At 42.6% G+C, this 16,736-nt stretch carries 14 protein-coding genes; 13 read left to right on the top strand and 1 reads right to left on the bottom strand.

What is annotated here, in order from left to right:
• Positions 1 to 11: 11 nt before the first annotated feature.
• From ABD036_RS13845 to ABD036_RS13875, 7 genes are all read left to right on the top strand, one after another.
• Positions 12 to 1,772 carry a beta propeller repeat protein gene (locus ABD036_RS13845; RefSeq protein WP_343860893.1) on the top strand — a complete coding sequence of 587 codons (1,761 nt, stop codon included), beginning with the start codon at positions 12 to 14 and terminating at the stop codon, positions 1,770 to 1,772.
• Positions 1,773 to 1,959: 187 nt separating this feature from the next.
• Positions 1,960 to 2,343 carry a hypothetical protein gene (locus tag ABD036_RS13850; RefSeq protein WP_343860895.1) on the top strand — a complete coding sequence of 128 codons (384 nt, stop codon included), beginning with the start codon at positions 1,960 to 1,962 and terminating at the stop codon, positions 2,341 to 2,343.
• Between the two features lie 322 nt (positions 2,344 to 2,665).
• Positions 2,666 to 3,334 carry a 50S ribosomal protein L25/general stress protein Ctc gene (locus ABD036_RS13855; protein WP_343860897.1) on the top strand — a complete coding sequence of 223 codons (669 nt, stop codon included), beginning with the start codon at positions 2,666 to 2,668 and terminating at the stop codon, positions 3,332 to 3,334.
• A gap of 5 nt (positions 3,335 to 3,339) precedes the next feature.
• Entirely contained in the window at positions 3,340 to 3,924 is a 585-nt protein-coding gene (gene pth / locus ABD036_RS13860) for an aminoacyl-tRNA hydrolase (RefSeq protein WP_343860899.1), read from the top strand.
• A 50-nt stretch (positions 3,925 to 3,974) separates the two neighbouring features.
• Positions 3,975 to 5,066, top strand: a complete 1,092-nt coding sequence (gene ychF / locus ABD036_RS13865) for a redox-regulated ATPase YchF (RefSeq protein WP_343860901.1) — start codon at positions 3,975 to 3,977, stop codon at positions 5,064 to 5,066.
• 274 nt (positions 5,067 to 5,340) lie between these two features.
• A complete protein-coding gene (locus ABD036_RS13870; RefSeq protein ID WP_343860903.1) occupies positions 5,341 to 5,907 on the top strand; it encodes a hypothetical protein in 567 nt (188 codons plus the stop codon).
• Complete coding sequence (locus ABD036_RS13875; RefSeq protein WP_343860904.1) at positions 5,904 to 8,819, top strand: prolyl oligopeptidase family serine peptidase; 2,916 nt, start codon at positions 5,904 to 5,906, stop codon at positions 8,817 to 8,819. The genes ABD036_RS13870 and ABD036_RS13875 overlap by 4 nt, the downstream gene beginning before the upstream one ends.
• Before the next feature lie 160 nt (positions 8,820 to 8,979).
• On the opposite strand, the gene ABD036_RS13880 is transcribed toward ABD036_RS13875, so the two are convergent.
• Positions 8,980 to 9,450: a GNAT family N-acetyltransferase gene (locus ABD036_RS13880; protein ID WP_343860906.1), complete on the bottom strand. Its 471-nt coding sequence runs from the start codon at positions 9,448 to 9,450 to the stop codon at positions 8,980 to 8,982.
• A 113-nt stretch (positions 9,451 to 9,563) separates the two neighbouring features.
• Here ABD036_RS13880 and putP point away from each other — a divergent pair, with 113 nt between their 5' ends.
• The 6 genes from putP to ABD036_RS13910 all read left to right on the top strand — a co-directional run bounded on the left by putP (position 9,564) and on the right by ABD036_RS13910 (position 16,705).
• The gene (gene putP / locus ABD036_RS13885; RefSeq protein WP_343860908.1) at positions 9,564 to 11,069 is read left to right on the top strand and encodes a sodium/proline symporter PutP; all 1,506 of its coding nucleotides are present in this window, start codon (positions 9,564 to 9,566) and stop codon (positions 11,067 to 11,069) included.
• A 175-nt stretch (positions 11,070 to 11,244) separates the two neighbouring features.
• Positions 11,245 to 12,159 (top strand): sulfate adenylyltransferase subunit CysD, encoded by a 915-nt coding sequence (cysD, locus tag ABD036_RS13890; protein ID WP_343860910.1) that lies wholly within the window; start codon positions 11,245 to 11,247, stop codon positions 12,157 to 12,159.
• Complete coding sequence (gene cysC, locus ABD036_RS13895; RefSeq protein WP_343860912.1) at positions 12,159 to 12,761, top strand: adenylyl-sulfate kinase; 603 nt, start codon at positions 12,159 to 12,161, stop codon at positions 12,759 to 12,761. The genes cysD and cysC overlap by 1 nt, the downstream gene beginning before the upstream one ends.
• On the top strand, positions 12,754 to 13,542 hold the full coding sequence (gene cysQ / locus ABD036_RS13900; RefSeq protein WP_343860914.1) for a 3'(2'),5'-bisphosphate nucleotidase CysQ: 789 nt from the start codon (positions 12,754 to 12,756) through the stop codon (positions 13,540 to 13,542). The genes cysC and cysQ overlap by 8 nt, the downstream gene beginning before the upstream one ends.
• Positions 13,543 to 13,545: 3 nt before the next feature.
• Complete coding sequence (gene cysN, locus ABD036_RS13905) at positions 13,546 to 14,955, top strand: sulfate adenylyltransferase subunit CysN (RefSeq protein WP_343860916.1); 1,410 nt, start codon at positions 13,546 to 13,548, stop codon at positions 14,953 to 14,955.
• A gap of 22 nt (positions 14,956 to 14,977) precedes the next feature.
• Positions 14,978 to 16,705 carry an SLC13 family permease gene (locus ABD036_RS13910; protein WP_343860918.1) on the top strand — a complete coding sequence of 576 codons (1,728 nt, stop codon included), beginning with the start codon at positions 14,978 to 14,980 and terminating at the stop codon, positions 16,703 to 16,705.
• Positions 16,706 to 16,736: the final 31 nt, after the last annotated feature.

Raw genomic sequence — 16,736 nt, forward strand, 5'->3', positions numbered from 1 at the left:
AAAGGAATCCTATGAACCGTCCTAGTTTACTGATTTTCATCAGCACGTTGTTCTCAGTAGTGTTGTTAAATGGCTGTGCGTCTACTGTAAATGTTGCTCCACGACTAAGTGAACAATCCAATGTGAACCAACAAGAAGGTATTTTATTGGCCCGTGTAGTCAATGCCACCAGCTATAAATTGCCTTTCAACCAACTGTTTATCGCACCTAAAGAGGTAAATGCGTCAAAAGAAGTTAAGACTGTTTTAGCTTACGCTGAAGACCGTCCAGTAGGCGGCGCCAGTGTATTCGCGGTATCGCTTAAACCAGGTGAGTATTCCATCAGCAGTGTGCGATCTTTTATTTTCAGAGGTGAATTTTATTTTAGCCGCGGCACAGGCAGCGACCCAGAGTTTGGGACTTTTAAGGTTGAGGCTGGCAAAGTCACTGATTTGGGCACCATGGTCTATTACCCTAAGCCCCTAGATGACCGTTACACAGACATATTGGTGCGCGTTCCTGAAACCGCACAAGGGACTATTTTAGAAAATTATTTTCCGAACTTAGCTGAACAACATCAAGACGTATTGACTTGGGATGCTGACGAGCGTGACGAGCAACGATTTTTAATGTATGCCTCAATTGCACAAAATCCTATCGATTTTACAGATATTATTGCTGCCCCAGATGGCAGTATCTATATGCTCAGTAAATTAGGTGTGATCTTACGCTACGATACCAACAATGGTTTTGAAACCTTGGCGGTAGACACTGATTTATCACTGTCGTCCTTTGCACAGAATCAATCGGGCGATCGTTTAGTTGGTGGTCATGAAGGCGCTTTATTTTATCAACCTGCCAATGGCGAATGGCACGCAATTCAGATACCTGCAAAAGCCAGTGTGCACCATGTTGGTTTTTATCAGGAAAATCAATTTGATGTTGTCTACAGCGAAGAAGAACAAGTCGTTGTTGCGCGCTTTGATAAGCAAAACTTATCTCAACCTCAAACCATTAACCAGTATAACTACGTAGATGAATGGGCTAACGCAGAACCACAAGAAGTGCCCAAAAATCGGGCCGCCAGTTCATCCAAACGCAAACCAAGAAGGATTGATTCGGTATGGCTGTCAGATGCCGGAGCACAAAAGCGTATCAATGTATCCTCTTATATTGATGGCCAATGGTCGGCATTTGAGTCAGGTAAAATCGAAACCTATAGCTACAATCCAGATACTTGGAAAATGGGTCCCGCGGATGAAGAAACCCAAATGGACGTTATTTTAGATGCCGGTGCAATGACATTGGGAATCGAGCAAGCCGGATTTTGGTCTTGGTCTGGTACACCGACCTACTATGTTCGTGCCAGCGACAATGACCAGTGGCAAAAGTTAGATCCACGGGTGAGATATTGTAAAGACGGCTCAGAAATACGTGGCGGTGTACAATGTTTTGAAGGACGCAAACCGACCAAACCACAATCGGATCGATTCTCGTTTTTATCGTCGCCTTGGTTCTGGGACGCACAAAATGGCTTGGCAATTGTCAGCTTTTCGGATTATTCGTTTTGGTCTGGGCAACGCTCTACAGAAACCAAAATACTGATAACCGACAACGGCGGTCAAAATTGGAAAGTCAGTGAGCTAACGCTACCTAAAGAGTACTGTACGACTATCATCGGCCAAGTAAAATCGCGCATTCTGTTGTCCTGTGATGGCGCCACCACAGATTTTTATGAATCTACTGATCATGGTCAAAGCTGGCAGCATATAAGACAACAACAAGCATTTTAATCGAAAAGTAAGTGTTAATTGTACCAACATGGGCATTGTAGTTTAGATAAACTCGGTGCCCTGCATACGCAAATAGCATCTTTACTTAATATTTACTCACGAATGTCATGGTTTACTGGCACAGCCCTCGTAATATCAGCGTCTTCGTGATTGAATGGGACTCGCCTTAACGCACAAAGGAATTATCATGAAACAACTATTATATATCGCACTCTCGCTGACCTTATTTGGCTGCGCTGGCGAAAAGGTAAACGCACAAAATAACCCTGAAAAAGTAACTGATTTAACCCCTGCAAAACAACAACAGGATACAGTCGAAATGATCACAGTCACCGGCACTATCGTTTACAAAGAGCTTGAAGGTGGTTTTTTTGCGCTGGATAGTGATGATGGTAAAAAATACATGCCCCGAGGAATGGACAAAACATTACTCAAACACGGCATGAAAGTTCAAGTAAAGGGTCATGTTTTAAAAGACATGCTGACTTTCCAGCAATATGGCGAAGTACTTAAAGTGGTTGAGGCTGATGAGATCGACAGTTCCAATGTGCGTCAACAAAACGAATATTAAGTAACATACTGCACAATGACATTTGGTATATGTGCGCGTAAATGGCAATTGGCCAGCGCGCACAATCGGCCTAAGCAATCACCTAATTATAAATTCGCCTGAGCTCTGGATGAGATTTGTCGAGTCCAATCTAGACTCGTTTTCCCATCGGAACAAAATGTTGCAGCTAAATGACTCAATCTCCAACTTTACGCTTGTTTAGGTTATAGCCAAATGGTAGACTTCGCCGCCCGTTTTTTATGGGGTTGTGGGCTTGTTGCCTACAAACAGGTAGATACTGGTCGCAAGTATTTACACACATTTTATAATTTGGAGTTAAATAATGTCTGATGCAATTTTCAATTTGGATGCAGAAATCCGTACTGACCTAGGGAAAGGTGCGAGCCGCCGCCTACGTCGTGAAGATAAAGTTCCTGCTATCCTTTACGGTTCTGATAAAGAGCCAGTTTCAATCACTTTGGCACATAACAAATTGTTGCAAGCGCAAGAATTTGAAGCTTTCTACAGTCAAATTATTACCATCAACATCGGTGGCAAGAAAGTAGATGCGCTTGTTAAAGATATGCAACGTCACCCGTTCAAGCCAAAGATTTTGCACGTTGATTTTCTTCGTGTAGATAAGAACGTTGAAGTAACGACTAACGTCCCTCTTCACTTCATTAACGAAACTAAAGCTAAATCTATTAAGGTAGATGGCGGTCACGCAGAGCATCACATGAATGATGTTGAAATTACCTGTTTGCCAGCATCACTTCCTGAGTTTATCGAAGTTGATTTGTTAAATGTTGAATTAGGTCAAACTGTTCACCTTTCAGATCTAACAGTGCCAAAAGGCGTTGTGTTAGTAGAATTGGAAAAAGGCGAAGACCACGATTTAGCAGTAGTTACTGTTAAAGCGGCTAAAGGTCCTAGCGCAGAAGATCTAGAAGAAGCTGAAGATGCAGAAAAAGCCTCTGAAGCTGATTCAAAAGAAGACGCAGCTAAGGAATAAGCTGTTTGTCTGATATTCAGCTTATTGCGGGCCTGGGTAATCCAGGCCCCGAATATCACAATACTCGCCACAATGCAGGTGCATGGTTTGTTGCAGCACTTGCACAACGTCACAACTGCCAACTCAAACTCGACAATAAGTTTTATGGATATACTGGACGGGCAACCATTGCTGGTCACGATATCCGACTGTTAATTCCCACCACCTTTATGAATCGCAGCGGTCAAGCTGTCAGTGCCATGGCCAATTTTTATCGAATTCCAGTTGAAAACATGCTGATTGCATTTGATGAACTGGATTTACCGCCGGGGATTGCAAAGTTTAAAATTGGCGGCAGTTCCAGCCAAAACGGCATTCGCGATATTGTCGATAAGATGGCCAATAACAAAGACTTCCTACGCCTGCGCATTGGCATTGGACACCCTGGCGATAAGAGCCGAGTGACAGGTCATGTGTTGGGTAAAGCGTCAGCTGACGATCAGCAACGCATAGATGCAGCCATCGACGAAGCTATGCGCTGCACAGAGATTTTGCTCAAAAACGACTTAAAGAAAGCCATGAATAGACTTCATGCTTTTAAACCAGAATAAATTAACAATCTCTCGCGTAACGCGATAGACAGACTTTTAAGGAAACACCAATGGGCTTTAAATGCGGCATTGTAGGCTTACCAAATGTGGGTAAATCAACCCTTTTTAATGCACTAACTAAAGCGGGTATTGAGGCGGCTAACTTCCCTTTCTGTACCATAGAGCCCAATACTGGCGTAGTTCCTGTTCCAGACGAGCGCTTGACGGCATTGGCCGCTATCGTTAATCCACAGCGGGTCATTCCAACGACCATGGAGTTTGTAGATATTGCAGGCTTAGTGGCTGGCGCATCTAAAGGTGAAGGTCTAGGCAACAAGTTTTTGGCTAACATTCGCGAAACCGACGCCATTGGTCATGTTGTACGTTGTTTTGAAAATGACAATATTGTACATGTTGCTGGCCGTGTCAGCCCCAAAGACGATATCGAAGTTATCAATACAGAGCTTGCCTTATCTGATCTAGAAACGGTCGAGAAAGCCTTGTTACGGGTAGGTAAAAAAGCTAAGAGTGGCGATGCCGATGCCAAGTTTGAATTGAAAGTCTTAGAAAAAATCAAGCCCGCGTTAGACGAAGGCAATATGGTACGTTCTGTAGCTTTGGAAAAAGAAGAATTGGCCGCCATCAGCTACATGAATATGTTGACCCTTAAGCCAACAATGTACGTGGCTAACGTCAACGAAGATGGCTTTGAAAACAATCCTTATCTTGATGAAGTCAAACGCATTGCCGAACAAGAAAATGCGGTAGTCGTTGCGGTTTGCGCAGAAATCGAATCTGAAATTGCCGAGCTAGATGACGACGAGCGCGCTGAGTTCATGGAAGACATGGGATTAGAAGAACCCGGTCTTAACCGCGTGATCCGCGCCGGTTACAGCTTGCTAACCCTGCAAACATACTTCACAGCGGGCGTAAAAGAAGTTAGAGCCTGGACCTTCCCAGAAGGCTCAACTGCCCCACAAGCTGCTGGTAAAATTCACACTGATTTCGAAAAAGGCTTCATCCGCGCCGAAATCGTCGGCTACGATCACTACATCGAGTTCAACGGTGAGCAAGGTGCTAAAGACGCCGGTAAGTGGCGCTTAGAAGGCAAAGACTACATCGTTAAGGATGGCGACGTTATCCACTTCCGTTTTAACGTTTAATTAAACGCTAAATTTAATAACGATACACAAAAGGTCGGAGTGAATTAATGGAAAGTTAATTCACTCCGACCTTTTTTAGCTAAGCTAGAAGATGGATGTTGACTCAAGTTGCTTTTAACAGTTAACTTAGCACTGGCGCTTTATGAATGTTAAGGGAATAACTTTTGGACCACTGTGTAATTAATCCAGCTTTTACTCCCCTTTATTCTTGTGAATTGTGCTTTTTGGCTGCCGTGTGTGGTAACCATCTAATCACTAACCCGATATTTGCCCTATGAAAAAATCTTTTATTAGAACGGTAATATTCTTATTTATCCTAGCCTCTATTGTTGGTTGTGCCCAAACGGTTACGACATTAACAGAAGACTCAGATATCATTGAACCAGCAAAAATCTCCGATACAGGGTATTTGCTGATGGCAATTGATACATCCTCCACTTTGCAAGAGTTGCATATCTCAGGAGAAGCGAGTCTGAAACTGACGTCAAAAGATCTCCGCCAAGGCACAAATTATATTTTGCTGAATGTAGAAGCAGGAAATTACACTCTCGATAAAATTGTTATTAGTAACTTTCGTGTAGCTGAATTTAATAATGAATATTGGAGTTTTCGCATTAAACCGGGTGCCATCAATTATATTGGTGAGGTATATGCGCACAACGTCGGCTGGTTTGATAAAACTCCGCGGTTTGAATTAGTTAATAACGCTTCAATGGCCTTGGAGTTTATGGAAGATAAGTTTCAGAATATATTGCAATCTCGGAAAATTATCTATGCTGGGCCTGGAGAAGATAACTTTTTTTCTCTTGTCGATAACGTTAGTAAGAAAGCTTCCCAATGAGAATTATTAATCGAACTGGAATGTTTTTTTTAGGACTATTTTTTAGTCATCAACTACTCGCCAATCTCATCCCAATTGAAAAATTATTTCAAGCGCCTGAAGTTGCTTTGTACACCCTTAGTCCTGATGGCCAGCAAGTAGCTTATTATCAATTAATGCCACAAGGACATTCTGAACTTCGGTTATTTGAACCATCTACAGATGTAACTACAAAGCTATTGCATGTAGATTCATCATTTGTATTAAAGTCATATGACTGGATAGATAACGACACCATCTATTTAACCTTTAGAGAGGAAACAGCGAAGCGCACTGGCGATTTGATGAAAGGATTCGTGAGCTTGCCCAAACAGGGCAATACAGCGGACAACAATTTTAAGTATATAGCTGCAAGTGGCTTACTGTTAAATTCGCTTCCTGATCAAACTGACAGATTTTTATTTATGCGAGACGAAGGCGCTGGAGATAATATCGACTTAAAGATTTACACTTTAACAACCGATGATTTGCTCAACCAAAGGTTTGCAAAAAACAATAGGCTAAAGCTGCATTTGGATGATGCATTACATTATTATTTTGATCGTCAAACTGAAACTTGGTTTGCTGTTACCTTTTCAGAAAAAAAGGGAGAACTATTGCTGCATTATCTTAGAAAAGGGACTGAGAACTGGCAAAAATTTTACGCTTGGAGAGATAACGATTATCGTTTTGAGCCAGTCGCTTTAATTGGACAAGATAAATTTTTGGTGCTTACCAATAAAGAAACAGACTTGGTTGCAGCTTACGAATTTTTCCCTGCTACCCAGACCCTCGGCAAATTGCTTTACGAGCATGAAAAGTACGATCTACAAGCCGCTACGGTCTCGCCTGAAACTGGCAAGTTGTCATCAGTTTCTTATTTTAGGAATAGTCGCTTGCACACTGAATACTTTTCCGAAAAAAACCATAAAAAATCCATATCAATCGAACATTTTGACGCTGAAAAACAAGTTTATTTAGTTGCTGCCAACGAGGAAACCGACCGTTATATATACTTAGTCACTGCTTCAAATTTTCCAGGTGTTTACTATTACGTAGATGGCACAACCGACACCACCTTAAAACTGGGATCTGTGCTACCAGATTTAGAAAAATACAGACTTGCACCTACTGAAACACTTCATAGCACCAATGATTTAGGTTTTGAAGTAGAAGGACTTTTAACACGTCCAGTAAACAACTCCAATCAGACTCTATTAGTTATGCCTCACGGAGGCCCAATTGGAGTGCGAGACTACGACCACTTTGACCCTCAAATCCAATATTTAGCAAACCGTGGATTTTCTATTCTACGAGTCAATTTTACTGGTTCATCAGGGTTTGGAAAAAACTTTTTGGGTCAAGGTAAGGGGCAGTTTGGGCGACAAATCGAAAAGGATATTGGATTAATCGTTGAAACCGCAAGGCAAAAATACAGTTATCAAAAAGCCTGCTCCATAGGTTCAAGCTATGGTGGCTATTCGGCAACTATGCTTGCAATAAAAGATCCTGAATTCTATCAGTGTATTATTGCTATGTATGGAATCTACGATCTTCCTTTATTGTTTAATTCCAGTAATTACAAAGTTACCGAAAGCTACAGAGAATCAATAACCGAAATTGTAGGAAGTGATGCAGCGTTAACACAGGAAGATTCACCTATATACCTAGTCGACAAAATCAAGGCTCCTCTACTACTCATTGCCGGGTATGCTGATGATATTAGCGGCATAGAACAGAGTAATAGGCTTAAATATATGCTGAATCTGTATGACAAGAACGTTGATACTATGTTTTATTACGGTGTAGGACACGGACAACGCACATTTTACGGTGAACAACATCAAAACGTATATATCAGTGAGTTTTTACACAAACACTTAAACCTTTCATCGGAAAAGGCTAATGCTGATGTCGCTATTATCGCAAATGAACTGGCTATTTTGGGAGATGTATTCACATTTGATCGTGTTGTTAAAAAAGACAGCGTGCGTGGATTTAACTATTATAAAAAGAGTTCAGAGCTTGGTCACCCTCGCGCTAATTTCAACATTGGGGTTTATCATGAACAAGGTATCCACTTAGAAAAAGATTTAGCTAAAGCACAAGAATATTATCAAATAGCTAGCGAGAATGGTTATGGAAAAGCAAGCTTTGTACTTGCAAATCGCTATAAATCAAGCGATTCAGCAGAGTCAGATCTTGCGGCTGTCGCAAACTACATGGAACTTGCAGTAGAGCAAGGGTACGACGAGGCAATTCTGCATTTAGCAGAAGCAAAATGTCTCGGAATAGGTACAACACAAAATAGTCAGGAATGCTTATCTCTTTTAGAAAAAGACATGGATTTAACTACCAGATTACCAAATCAGCCAATTAATTTAAGTGGAACTTTTCGGCTTAAGACTACAGCTAAAATTATTATGGAGAATAAGTTCAACGGACTTGCACAACAAGAAATCACAAACTTTGTCACAAACCGCTATGGAGCTATCGACCCTACATTTGCCATCAAAGTTTCAAATTACGGCTTGTATGGTAAAGGTGGATGGAGCTCGCGAGAACGTTATTTAGAGCAGACCTATCAAATACCGAATAAGGTTGGTTCGCAAATTCGTGTCAGTTATGGTTTTGAGTCTAATTTGCAAACTGGTCCGCAACAGTTTTGGTATTACATAATAAGGTGGAGCTATAAAGGAGCCAGTGAAAAAGACTATAATGTACTGAGTTACAAGATTAAAAGTGCACAATATCATCGGATAATTCGAAGTACGAGTATCGAAATAACAGAGCTGAAAAATGAAGATACTGAGTATAAAGTTGAATTTTTTCAGCTAGATGGCACTTTTTTAAAAGCTCTCTCTTTTAATGTTTCTGACAAACACAATCCATAATAAATAGTAATTGAAACCTGATAAAAACGTAAACCTAAAGGTGAGTTGAATAAACTTAAAAGGTTGCAAAAAAATCTCTGAATTAGATTGAAAATTCACAAGCTAATAGCTTGCGGTGATGACAACAAGTTTTCAGGATACGTGGAAGATGATTGCTTACCTAGTCAGCAAAAACGCTTTTTGTTGAAGGCAAAGTAAGCACCATATCCCTATGGTCTATCCCCCCATCATCATAGACATCACCGTGTTCGATGAATCCCCACTGGCGATAGAAACCGATTACCTCACACTGTGCTGATAACTTGACCTTAGTCACACCTAGCTCCTTTGCGCGTTGCAGCGCAACTTCCATCATGCCTTGGGCGACTTTGTTACCTCGCTGTGAGAGAGCCACAACCACCCGCTCAATTTTTAAGGTGTTATCAGTCTTCAATAAGCGTAGCCTGATGTAGCCAGTTAGGTTTTGTGGTGCGTCGTTGTACCAACAAAGATGCAGGGCGTGCTGATCTAAGTTGTCCAGATCGTCATAGATACTTTGTTGTTCAATCACAAATACCTGTTGCCTGAGGCGCAAAATAGCGTACAAAAGGTCAGTATTTAGCTCGGAATAAGTATAAATTCGTGTCGGCATGTTAGAACTCAACTGGTAAGCGTTGGATTAGCTTGTTAGCATAGTGTTATCAATCGTAACGCAAATTAATTCAATGCGTTAGCTTCAAAAATAATAAAAACTAAGGATATTCAATGGAATTAGGTACGCTGGTCTCCTTAACTGTGTATTTTATCGTGATGATGGGCATTGGTGTGTATGCCTACAAAAAATCCACATCTGATATGTCAGAGTACATGTTAGGTGGCAGGAACCTCAGCCCTAAAGTCACCGCGTTGTCCGCTGGTGCCTCCGATATGAGTGGTTGGATGCTAATGGGGGTGCCTGGCGCAATGTATGTGTCTGGCTTGTCCAGTATTTGGATAGCTGTGGGACTGACTATTGGTGCTTATCTCAACTATATTTTCGTGGCTCCCCGTTTGCGGGTATACACAGAAGTGGCGAATGACTCCATTACCCTACCCGATTATTTTGAAAACCGCTTCGCCGACAATTCTCGATTATTAAGAATTATCTCCTCGTTGGTCATTATCGTATTCTTTACTTTATACACTTCTAGCGGAGTAGTGGCTGGCGGTAAGCTGTTTGAATCTTCGTTTGGTTTAACCTATGAAGCGGGCCTGTATATCACCGCAGGCGTGGTAGTAGCCTATACCCTGTTTGGTGGCTTCTTAGCCGTCAGCATGACCGACTTCGTGCAAGGGTGCATCATGTTTGTCTCACTAGTGTTAGTGCCAGTAGTCGTGCTATTTGAGCTGGGCGGCATCGATGAAGCCACAGCGCAAATTGCGTCGGTGAGTGAAAACATGACCAGTTTGTGGATTGACGCCTCTACGGGCCAAGCACTCTCTGCTTTAGGTATTATTTCCCTGCTTTCTTGGGGATTTGGCTATTTTGGGCAACCGCATATCATTGTCCGCTTTATGGCAATTCGCCATGTCAGTGACATGAAAGTAGCGCGTCGTATTGGTATGAGTTGGATGATAGTCGCCTTAGCGGGTGCGGTTGCTACGGGATTATTGGGCTTAGCTTATATCACCAAAACCAAGCACTCAATTGATGATCCTGAAACCATCTTTATTTATTTATCGCAAGTGCTATTTAATCCTTATGTAGGGGGATTCCTTCTCGCAGCCATTCTTGCGGCTATTATGAGTACAATATCCTCGCAACTGTTGGTGACCTCTAGCTCACTAACAGGTGATTTTTACGGTGCCTTCTTAAGACGAAGTGCAAGCCAAAAAGAACTTGTTTTAGTTGGCAGAATATCAGTCGCTTTAGTGGCTTTTGTTGCCGTTATGCTCGCTTATGATCGTGATAGTAGCGTTTTAACCTTGGTGAGTAATGCTTGGGCTGGCTTCGGCGCTGCCTTTGGTCCTTTGGTTCTGATTAGTTTGTTCTGGAAGCGCATGACCTTTGCTGGCGCGCTCGCGGGAATGGTATCAGGGGCTGTAACTGTGCTGATTTGGGTATTTTCCGATTTCACTATTGGCGGTGAGGCGCTTAGCAGCGTGATGTATGAAATTATTCCAGGCTTCATTGTCAGTACGCTCGCCATCATTGGTGTCAGTTTGGCAACAGGTCAGCCTAGTCAAAGTGTGATGGATACGTTCGACGAGGTAGACAAAAGCTTCCCGTAGAAAGACTTGAACCAACACTTCCCTGTGGCTAAATTACGATCTAGCCATGAGGGAAGTTAGTTAAATCTTTTTATTCATTGTTATTGAAAAATAGCATACAAAAGCCCTATCTTATTGTGATAAAATTCTAAGCATATAACTAATTTATATAACATTTGTTAATTTGGAACGACACATGACCACTAGCATTCCATCCGTCACCCATTTAAAGCAACTTGAAGCGGAAAGTATTCACATATTTCGCGAAGTGGCGGCAGAGTTCGATAATCCTGTCATGCTATATTCTGTGGGCAAAGACTCCTCGGTATTATTGCATTTAGCCCGTAAAGCCTTTGCTCCCGGTAAAATTCCCTTCCCTTTGTTGCACGTCGATACCACGTGGAAGTTTCGCGAGATGATCGAGTTTCGCGACAAAACAGCCAAAAAGCATGATCTCGACTTATTAGTGCATATTAACCAAGAGGGTGTCGACATGGGCGTAGGTCCATTTAGCCACGGCAGCTCAAAGCACACCGACATCATGAAGACGGCAGCATTGAAGCAAGCATTGAATAAGTACAAATTTGATGCCGCTTTCGGTGGCGCTAGACGCGACGAAGAAAAGTCGCGTGCAAAAGAACGGGTGTATTCTTTCCGTGATGAAAATCATCGCTGGGATCCCAAAAATCAACGCCCTGAATTGTGGAATATTTATAACTCACAAATTAACAAAGGCGAAAGTATTCGTGTTTTCCCCATGTCAAACTGGACCGAACTGGATATCTGGCAATACATTTACCTAGAAAATATTGATATCCCGTCGCTATACTTAGCCAAACCCAGACCCGTTGTAGAAAGAGACGGCGTGTTATTTATGGTTGACGATGAACGTATGCCATTGGAAGAAGGTGAAACTCCGCAAATGCGTTCAGTTCGCTTTAGAACCTTGGGCTGCTACCCATTAACCGGTGCGGTTGAGTCTGAAGCGGATACTTTGCCTGAGGTGATCCAAGAAATGTTATTAACTAAAACTTCTGAGCGCCAAGGACGAGTAATTGACCATGACTCCTCCGGTTCGATGGAGAAGAAAAAAATGGAAGGATATTTCTAATGGCTACTAATATTTTATGGCACCAACACGAAGTTGATAAAGCTCGTCGCGCTGAGGCTAAGAGTCAGCGTCCAGCCATTATTTGGTTCACCGGCTTAAGCGGCTCAGGCAAATCAACCATCGCTAACTTGTTAGAAAAGAAGTTAGTGGAAGAAGGTAAACACACTTATTTACTCGATGGTGATAACGTTAGACATGGCCTGTGTGGCGACTTAGGGTTCAGTAACTCTGATCGGGTTGAGAATATTCGTCGCATCAGCGAAGTGGCTAAATTATTTGTCGATTCTGGTTTGATTGTATTAACTGCCTTTATTTCACCGTTTAAAACCGACCGCGATTTTTGCCGCAGTTTGATGCAAGAAAACGAATTCATTGAAGTGTTTGTTGACACTCCCATAGAGGAATGTGAAAAACGTGATCCTAAAGGTTTGTATCAAAAAGCCCGTCAAGGAGACATCAAAGACTTTACCGGTATTGATTCAAATTACGAAGCCCCTGTGGATCCAGAGGTTCATTTGACATTCTCCGGTCAAACACCGGAGCAATCTGCCGAGATGCTGTACGAAATGCTGATTGAAAAAGGGTATCTCACGGATGTTTGAGCATGCATTGGCACAGCAGGTTGTGCGCATTACGCATGAAGCTGGCGAGGCTATCCTTGAGATTTACAAACAAGATTTCACTGTGTATGAAAAATCTGATGCAAGCCCGCTAACGGACGCAGATTTAGCTGCACACAATATTATTGTCAAAGGCCTCGAAGCAATTTCAGATTTACCAGTGTTATCCGAAGAGTCGGCTGATATTGATTGGCAGACCCGTCAAAGTTGGAGTGACTACTGGTTAGTTGATCCGCTAGATGGCACCAAAGAGTTCGTTAAAAAGAATGGTGAATTTACCGTTAACATTGCGCTTATAAGTCAAGGCATACCCATTTTAGGTGTGGTCTACGCACCTGTACTGAAACACACTTACGTTGGTGTCTCTGGACTCGGCGCTTACAAAATTGACAACCAACAAACAACTAAAATCTCACCCAAAGTGCACCAAGCGCCTGAGTCTTGGAAGGTGGTGGGCAGTCGCTCACATCAAAGCCCAGAGATCCAAACCTTATTGGCAGAACTTGATGGCGAAACTGAATTGGTCGCCATGGGCAGTTCACTGAAACTATGCCTTGTAGCCGAAGGTAAAGCGCATCTTTATCCAAGACTTGGGCCGACATCCGAGTGGGACACCGCAGCAGCACAAGCAGTGGTGGAAGCATCAGGTGGCAAGGTGACCATCATAGATGGCCTTGACAGCGCACTCGATTCTGATGCTGTGCCATTGAGATACAATCAGAAAGAATCCATATTAAACCCTTATTTTTTGGTGAGTTGCTAACCCATGAACAACGAAAACACATTATTGCAGCAAGACATATTGTCTTACTTAGACCAGCATGAAAAAAAGGATCTGTTGCGCTTTTTAACCTGCGGCAGTGTTGATGATGGTAAAAGCACCCTGATAGGACGCTTGTTGCACGACTCGAAGATGATCTATGAAGATCAATTAGCGGCGATTACCAAAGACAGTAAAAAAGTCGGTACTACCGGCGAGAAAGTGGATTTAGCACTGTTAGTAGATGGACTGCAATCAGAGCGTGAACAAGGTATCACCATTGATGTTGCCTATCGTTACTTCTCAACTGACAAGCGTAAATTCATCATTGCCGATACCCCGGGGCATGAGCAATATACCCGCAACATGGTAACAGGCGCATCGACCTGTCAATTAGCTATCATATTGGTTGATGCCCGCAGTGGCGTCAAAACCCAAACCCGTCGACATTCTTTCCTCGTGTCACTACTGGGTATTAAGCATGTCATAGTTGCGGTCAATAAAATGGATCTGATGGATCACAGCCAACAGGTGTTCGAGCAAATAAAACAAGATTATTTAGAGTTTTCTAAACAACTGGATATTCCTAATATTCAATTTATCCCTATGTCGGCATTAGACGGCGACAACGTGGTTAACAAAAGCGAAAACACACCTTGGTATGTGGGCGAGACTTTGATGACGACCTTGGAAAACATTGAAATTGCCAAAGATCTCAATCTGGAAGATTTCCGTTTTCCGGTGCAGTATGTCAATCGCCCGAACCTAAATTTCCGAGGTTTTGCCGGTACTGTGGTATCTGGCATCATCGAAAAGGGCGATAAAGTCACCACCCTACCTTCGGGAAAACAATCGAAAGTAAAATCGATTGTGAATTTCGAAGGGGAAGCTGAATCTGCCCATGCCCCACTCACGACCACCTTAACACTGGAAGATGAAATCGACATTTCCCGTGGCGACATGATTGTCAAATCAGATAACTTGCCCTTGCATGGCAGCAACTTCAAAAGTCACCTAGTGTGGATGGCGGAAGAAGCCTTGATCCCGAACAAGCAATACGGATTTAAATTTGCGACCAAGAATGTGCCTGGCTCGGTTTCCAATATTGAGCATTTGATTGATGTGAATACTATGGAGAAAAAGCAGGCGGTTCACCTTAATTTGAATGAAATAGCGGTGGGTAATATCAAACTAACCCAATCGGTAGCCTGTGATCCTTACGCCAAAAACAGAGCGACAGGGGCCTTTATTATTATCGATAGAGTGACCAATGGCACTGTGGGTGCTGGTATGATCATTGAGCAAAACAAAGACAGCCACTCAACCTCGAATTTTTCAGAATTTGAACTAGAGTTTAACGCGTTAGTGAGAAAACACTTCCCACATTGGAACGCCGCGGATATTACTAAGCTGTAAAGGCTAAACAATAGGGTTGCCTGTGGACCTCAATCAAGTACTGGTTATCGGTATCTTCTTCATCACCATAGGGATGCTTATCTTCACAGATAAGCGCCCTTCCACGGTGTTTGCCGCGGCTGTTTTAGCGCTCATATTATTTGGTCAAATCAGCTTTTTTGAAGTTGCCCATAATCTCACCAACCAAGGCTTGTTAACACTGATTCTATTGTTGTTAGTCAGCAATGCGGTAGATAAAACGTCGTTAATAAAACGCTTGGGCCGCAAACTGATTTCGCCTAGCTTTAAAACCAGTTATTGGCGTTTATTTGGATTGACCTTTAGCGCTTCTGCATTGCTAAACAACACGGCGGTGGTGGCCAGCCTGATAGGTCCGATAAGTCAAAACCAACATCACCCGGCTTCTCGATTACTTATCCCACTATCTTATTCCGCCATTCTAGGCGGCACGGTGACACTCATCGGCACCTCCACTAACTTGATTGTTGACAGTTTTATGATTGAACAGGGCCACCCTGGTTTTCAATTTTGGGACTTCACGCTCTATGGACTCATTGCCGGATTAAGTTGCGGCCTATTAATGTTCCTACTTACGCCTTTGCTTCCAGCAATCGAAACACGCAAAGGACAATTCCATCGTTATTTTATCGAAGCCAAAGTGATGGAAGATTCTGAGTTGATCGGAAAATCAGTGGAAGATAATCATCTGCGTAATTTGCATGAATTGTTTCTGGTTGAAATTGTGCGCGATGGTCGATTGCTCACGCCAGTAACACCAGACATGATTATTATGCAAAATGATAAATTGATATTTTCTGGAAACGTGCAAAATGTTGACAGTTTAGGACACATTAAAGGCCTTAAGTTGTTCGCCGAAACTGACGGTTTGTTGCGTGACAACCTTACTGAAGTGATCATTTCAAACCGTGCGCCTATCATTGGTAAAACCCTTAAAACATTGGGGTTTCGAGCACTATTTGACGCGGCGGTCGTGGCCATTCGCCGTGATGGTGAAGAATTATCTGGAAAGCTTGGTGAAATAAAACTGCAATCGGGCGACTTTTTATTGCTTGCCACCGGTCAAGATTTTGTTCAGCGGCATAATCTGGTCAAAAACTTTTTTATCTTATCAGAGCTGCGTATTGCCACTAAACTTAACAAGAAGCAAGAATGGATCACCGTAGGTGGCTTTGCACTTACCATAGTCTTAGCGGCCCTCTCTTTGATTGATCTTGCCACTGGATTAGTGTTTTTCATGGCGGCATTGGTAGTCTCGGGCGTTACCACCAATGGTGAAGTAAAGCGCAACGTGCCGTTAAATTTAGTGATTGTGATTGTTGGTGCGCTAAGTCTAGCTACCGCATTGCAAACCTCTGGCGTTATCGGTGAGATGACTCAATTGTTAAAGCCTATTCTAAGCGATGTGAGTCCTTTTATCGCGTTATTGGTTGTCTACCTATTAACCCTGATGCTCACCGAGCTTGTTACCAACAACGCGGCTGCAGCATTAATGTTTCCCTTTGCGCTGGGCTTAGTACAAATGCTCGAGGTCCCGTTGATGCCCTTTGCTTTGGCGGTTGCCTTTGCTGCTAGCGCAAGCTTTATGTCACCTTATGGCTATCAAACCAATCTATTGGTGTATAACGCCGCTAATTATCAGTTCAAACACTTTGTGAAGTTTGGCTGGCTGATATCCTTAACTTACTCCAGCATTGTATTGATGTTATTGAAGTACAATTACGATTTTTAATGCTGCAAACCACAAAAAAGCGACGGCATGC

The sequence above is a fragment of the Aliiglaciecola litoralis genome (assembly GCF_039523355.1).
Taxonomy (GTDB): Bacteria; Pseudomonadota; Gammaproteobacteria; order Enterobacterales; family Alteromonadaceae; genus Aliiglaciecola; species Aliiglaciecola litoralis.